5 protein-coding genes and 1 tRNA gene are annotated in these 5,853 nt (G+C 36.6%); 1 reads left to right on the forward strand and 5 read right to left on the reverse strand.

Annotated elements, in window-relative coordinates:
• Positions 1-91 precede the first annotated feature (91 nt).
• Positions 92-310 carry a hypothetical protein gene (locus BAZSYMA_RS09410; protein WP_090718474.1) on the forward strand — a complete coding sequence of 73 codons (219 nt, stop codon included), beginning with the start codon at positions 92-94 and terminating at the stop codon, positions 308-310.
• Between the two features lie 157 nt (positions 311-467).
• Here BAZSYMA_RS09410 and BAZSYMA_RS09415 read toward each other — a convergent pair whose 3' ends face one another.
• From BAZSYMA_RS09415 to BAZSYMA_RS09435, 5 genes are all read right to left on the reverse strand, one after another.
• A complete protein-coding gene (locus BAZSYMA_RS09415; protein WP_090718479.1) occupies positions 468-1,676 on the reverse strand; it encodes a type II secretion system F family protein in 1,209 nt (402 codons plus the stop codon).
• A 5-nt stretch (positions 1,677-1,681) separates the two neighbouring features.
• Entirely contained in the window at positions 1,682-3,130 is a 1,449-nt protein-coding gene (locus BAZSYMA_RS09420) for a GspE/PulE family protein (RefSeq protein ID WP_090718487.1), read from the reverse strand.
• On the reverse strand, positions 3,123-5,087 hold the full coding sequence (gene gspD / locus BAZSYMA_RS09425; RefSeq protein WP_090718483.1) for a type II secretion system secretin GspD: 1,965 nt from the start codon (positions 5,085-5,087) through the stop codon (positions 3,123-3,125). The genes BAZSYMA_RS09420 and gspD overlap by 8 nt, the downstream gene beginning before the upstream one ends.
• A gap of 187 nt (positions 5,088-5,274) precedes the next feature.
• Positions 5,275-5,351, reverse strand: a tRNA-Val gene (locus BAZSYMA_RS09430).
• 23 nt (positions 5,352-5,374) lie between these two features.
• Positions 5,375-5,853, reverse strand: a 479-nt coding sequence (locus tag BAZSYMA_RS09435) for an orotidine 5'-phosphate decarboxylase / HUMPS family protein (protein WP_090718492.1), incomplete at its 5' end; no start/stop codon positions are given.

Here is a 5,853-nt window from a genome sequence, read left to right on the forward strand (position 1 = left end):
GTAGAGAATGGATAGAATTAGTTTAGTTTATTTTTGAAAATGGTATAAGAATGCAACGGTTAAGGCGACAACCTATCAAAATATTGATGGGATGAAGCGAGATTTGAATCAATTTTTGATTTTTTATAATTTTAATCGTGGGCATGGCGGGCTTAGGAAAGAGATTAAGGTAAGGACACCTTATGAGGCTTTAGAGTATTGGTATAATTTAAAGCCTGATTTGTTTATCAGAGAACCTGATATGTTTTGGAGTGTGATGAGTGTGATGAGTGTGATTTTTGGAGATAGGGAACAACGTGGTGAAACCTGACATTTAATGTTGTGTGTGAAACATAAAATTTGTGTAGCGTAACGCTTAAGTATAACTTATAATTATTTGATTTGCAACAAATTAGAAAAACAAGTTAAATCTAGAATAAAAAAACAACACTAACTTGACAGTAAACGCTATGCGTAAAGATTGCGCTCTATAGGGGAATTTGATTAAGCTCAAAAATTGGCAAAAGCATTGCCGCAACAATAAAGAGTACAATGCAACCCATAATTGCTATCATTATCGGTTCAAAAGCATTAACCAGTTTTGTGGTGTAGTGGTCAATTTCACTTTCTTGATTTTGTGCAGCTTTATTTAGCATTTTTGCTAACTGTCCACTACTCTCGCCACTGGCAAGCATATAAAGTGTTATTGGTGGTAAGGCTTGATATTGTTTAAACGCTAAAAACAACGATGATCCTTCACGCACTTTTTCTCTGGCTTTTAAAATGGCTTGGCGCATTGGCAAGAAATTAAGCGCCATTGCTGAATTAGTAAGTGCGGTAATCACAGGTGCGCCACTTTCATACAATAATGCAAAAGTGCGTGCAAAGCGTATGGCATTGGTTGTGATTAATATTTTTCCAATCACAGGCATTTTGACCAATATGCTTTGTACTTTTACTTTAATACTTTGCTTTTTAAGTAAGAATCGACTGCCAAATATTAATACCAATAAAGTAATTAAGATTGTAAAAGAGTGCTTGGTTAAAAATTCATTGAGCTGAATGACAAAAACAGTAATCTCTGGTAATTGTTGACCAGAATCCTGAAAAACTGCTGCAATTTCTGGCACGACAAAAATCAAAAGCAAATAAACCACAGACATTGCAACAATAGAAACAACAACTGGATAAATCATAGCAGCAGAGACTTTTGCCCTGAAATGCTGTTGTTTCTCAATATCTATTGCTAACGCCTCTAACACACCGCCTAAATTTGCACTTGCCTCGCCCAGTTCAACAGTTGCAATATAGTAATCTGGAAATTGCTCATAATTTGAACCCAATGATTTTGCCAAACTCTGCCCTTGCAAAATCTGTGAGTGGGTGTGTTTGATGATTTTTACAAGATGTTTTTTATGGTGATTTTGCAAAATTGTATTGAGCGCTTGTTCAACAGGAATAGAAGCTTGAATGAGTGAACCTAATTGACGCGTTAACATAGCAATATCAGCCATACTTAAGTGCTTTTGAAATAGAAGTTTTGCTTTTTTTAATGGTTGTTTGCTAGGTTTAATATTTAAAATAGTTAAACGCTGTTCTTTAAGCTGGGTGCGTGCGCTTTTAATATGGTCGCTCTCAATAAGCCCACTAACTTGCTTTTGTTTTTGGTTGATAGCTTGATATTCAAAAACAGGCATAAATTTTACAGGGAAACAACTCTAATCGCTTCATCTAGGCTACATTGCCCTTGTATTACTAGTTCTATAACTTGGTCTTTTAAGGTTAACATTTTCCCTTGAAGGTGATCGTTTATTTGATTTTCATCAGCACCACTGTAAATCATTGCTCTAAGCTCAGTGTCAACAACTAATAATTCATACAAACCACTCCTACCTGAAAAACCACTATGATGACAATGCTCGCAAGATGAGGCGCTATAAATAACACTGGGCTTACCTAGGCCTAATTTTTCTTGTTCTTTTTCATTTGTTGTATGCGCTTGTTTGCACTCAGAACATAAGACTCTAATCAACCTTTGTGCTAACACGCCTGAGAGACTAGAGGCTAATAAAAACGGATCTACGCCCATATCTTTAAGTCGAATTATGGCGTCTTTAGCGCTATTCGTATGCAGCGTAGAAAAAACCAAATGACCTGTTAAGCTAGCCTGTACTGCAATCTGAGCAGTTTCTTTATCACGAATCTCACCCACCATCACAATATCTGGATCTTGTCGTAAAATAGCCCTTAACCCTTTAGCAAAAGTCATGTGGATACTATCATTAATTTGAGTCTGATTGATGCCATCAATATAGTATTCAATGGGATCCTCAATGGTGGTAATATTTCTTGATTGGTTGTTCAAAACACTAAGCGCCGCATAAAGCGTAGTGGTCTTACCAGATCCAGTCGGGCCAACAACCAAGATAATGCCACTAGGCTTTTGAATTAAGTCGTAAATTTTTTGATAGATTGCATCATCTATTCCAAGCTGTTTAAGTTGCAATCGCCCAAGTTGCTTATCTAGCAAGCGCATCACAACTTTTTCTCCCTTGCCAGATGGGATGATAGATACGCGTATATCAACCGCACGACCGCCTAATTGCAGTGAAATCCTACCATCTTGTGGCAAACGCCTTTCAGAAATATCAAGGTTGGCCATTACTTTAATACGCGACACCAATAAAGGGGCAATCTTTTGTTGTGGCTCTAGCACCTCTTTTAATAGCCCATCTAAGCGAAAACGAATACGAATACGGGATTCGTAGGGTTCAATATGAATATCAGATGCCCCCTGTAAAATAGCTTGTGCGCATAAAGCATTAATAAGACTAATAATCGGTGCTTGGTCATCAGAATCCAACAACTCTATTGGCTCAAATAACTCCATTGCAATATCATCTAAGGTTTTATCTTGTTCTATATCATGACTAAAATCTTGTAAATTGTTCAGCGCGCCACTTTCATAATGCGTTTGTATTTTCTGCATTAAAGATTCTTTCGGGATTTGTTCTAATTGAAATGCACCATATTTGCGTCTAATTTCTAATAAAGCAGAAGCATCAGGCAATACAGCGTAACTTAATGCGCCGTCTTCTAATAATAATTTAAATTTTTTGCTAAACAAATAAGGCAATGAAACATCACTCATATTCATACCAATTATCTTCTAAATCAATATCAACCTCTTGGTTGCTTTTATTATCTTCTAAATTAATGCCGACCTTTTGGTTGCTTTTATTGTCTTTTTGAGTAGACTTTATCTCTGCATTGGTTTTCTTTTTACCAGCGGCACTGTAATCTGGAAAAAGGTCATCAAAATGATCTTCCCCCATATTTTCTAGTATTCTCCTTGCTTGAATATAACTATATTTTTGTCGACTAATGTCATCTATATTATCTTTGGTAAGAATAGTAGGTCTAATAAAAATCAACAAATGTCGCTTCTCAGTTTTTTCGGTGTCATAACGAAACAAGTGCCCTAAAATAGGAACATCACCCAGCAAAGGTACTTTCATTTGCGTCTCATGCACAACATTGTCAATCATACCGCCCAAAACTAATATTTTATTATTCTCCACCATTACCGTTGTTTTGATTTTCCTTTTTGAGGTAATCACATCTACAGCACTAGAAGACGGCAACACATTAGAAACTTCTTGCTCTATTTTTAACTTAACCCCGTTACCTTCATTAATTTGAGGTCTAACCTTTAAAGTAAGTCCAACATTTTTACGCTCAAAATTTTGGAATGGATTGGAATTACTACTACTCAGCTGTGTATTGGTAATAAAAGGCACTTCATTACCCACAACAATTTCAGCATCTTCATTGTCTAAAGTAACAATGGAAGGTGTGGACAAAATATCGGCATTGCCCATACTGTTTAGCGCATTAATAACCAAACCTAATGCATTGGTGATTTTGCCACTTGCGTCTTTACTATGGTTGCCAACAAGATAACTGGCACCAGATTTTAGTGAACTTGCAAATTTGCTCGGGTCAGATCTATTTCCTAATAAAGCTGGTATTTGCCCATTAAAATCAATCAATCCAATACCGTCACCACCAGCACCTAACCACTGAATACCTAATTCACTGGCATCTGAGGAAGTAATTTCAGCAATCACAGCTTCAATTAACACCTGTGCACGCTCAACATCGAGTTTATTAATAACTTTTTTAACGCTTAAAGTGATTGCTGCTGGTGCAGTTATAACAATAGCGTTGGTTGCCTCATCTGCTTGAATGTTAGTCGTTGACGCTGATTTGTTTTTCTGGGCTGTGCTAGCTATTTGTTTTGCAACACCTTGCAAAATAGGCAGAATACCTTTGGCATCAGCGTGCTTTAAATAAATGACTGAAGTAGAGCCAGACTCTCCTTGCTTATCCAGCTCGCTAATTAAAAACCTTGCTTTCAATCGTTTAGATTTATCACCACCAATGATAATTTGGTTGCTTTGTGCATTTGTGCTAATCGTCAACTTAGGATTTTTTCTATTTTTAATCAGCAATGAAGTTAATACACCTGCTAGTTCTGTTGCACTTGAATTTTTAAGTGAGATAATTTCATAATCATCGTCAACTTTCAGATCTAAGAGGCTGACCATATCCTTGATACGCTTAATACTAGCAGTACTATCTGTCATAATAATGCTATTAGATGGTTGGTAAGCAACCAGATATCCATGTGGAGAAGCCAAAGGGCGCAAGATAGCAACCAACTCCCTTGCTGCTACATTTTTAACCGCAAGAACCACACTAATGATTAAATCATCTGCAAGATGGTTGGGCGGTGTGTTTTTGGTGGCATTTTTTGGTAATATCTTATCAAAATCATCCCCTGGAATAATCACATAGCCATGCACTTGCAAAATAGATGCAAAAAACTGGTAAAGTTTTTCATCGTTAATATCTTGATTGCTCACTACATTGACTTTTCCTCTAACTCTAGGGTCAATAATAAAATTTTTATCCGTTGCTTGAGAGACCGTATTAATCAGTGTGCGAATATCGGTGTCTTTCAAATTAAGTGTTAATGCATGGACTGGAGATAGCACAAACAATAGCGTTAAAAAAACATAAATAAATTGATTTTTTTTGTTCATAATAAGGGCCTAAGTTCAAATTCTAAGTGCAACTTTTTGTTGGATAATAATACCTGATTCAAACACCATTTTTGGTGTTTGATCGTTCAGACTCCTTCTTGGTCTATTATTCAACCAACATTTTTTTGAAATTTTTAAAACTTAAAAAAAAATACCGCTAAATCCATTAATATAGCGGTATACAAACTGGTAGTCGCGAGTGAATTCGAATCACCGACCCCTACCATGTCAAGGTAGTGCTCTAACCAACTGAGCTACGCGACTGTAAAAAGCAAAATTATACCGTCTTAAAAGCAGGTTTTAATAATATCTTGAATGTTGCTAGCAGCCTTATAAGGATTGTCAACATTTTTAATAGGTCGCCCTACAACAATATAATCTGAACCTGATTTGAATGCAGTTGCCACATCAACTACACGCTTTTGGTCATCATCATTTGCCACAGGACGAATACCTGGTGTTACTGCAATAAGTTTATTGTCTACATACTCACGCAAGAATGGAACTTCAAGACCTGAGGATACCACACCATCACAACCCGCTTCAAAAGCCCGTTTGGCGCGAGAAATCACCAAATCTTGCACATTACAATCAAAACCCAAATCATCTAAATCACCTCTATCAAGGCTGGTAAGTACGGTAACTGCCAATATTTTAAGATCGCCTTTATTCTCCACTGCTTTTTCCATTAATGCTTGATTACCATGAATGGTAGCAAAAGTTGCGCCATATTCACTCAAGCGATTGATGGTTCTGCCCACAGTCT

Source organism: Bathymodiolus azoricus thioautotrophic gill symbiont (assembly GCF_001298715.1).
Classification (GTDB): Bacteria; Pseudomonadota; Gammaproteobacteria; order PS1; family Pseudothioglobaceae; genus Thiodubiliella.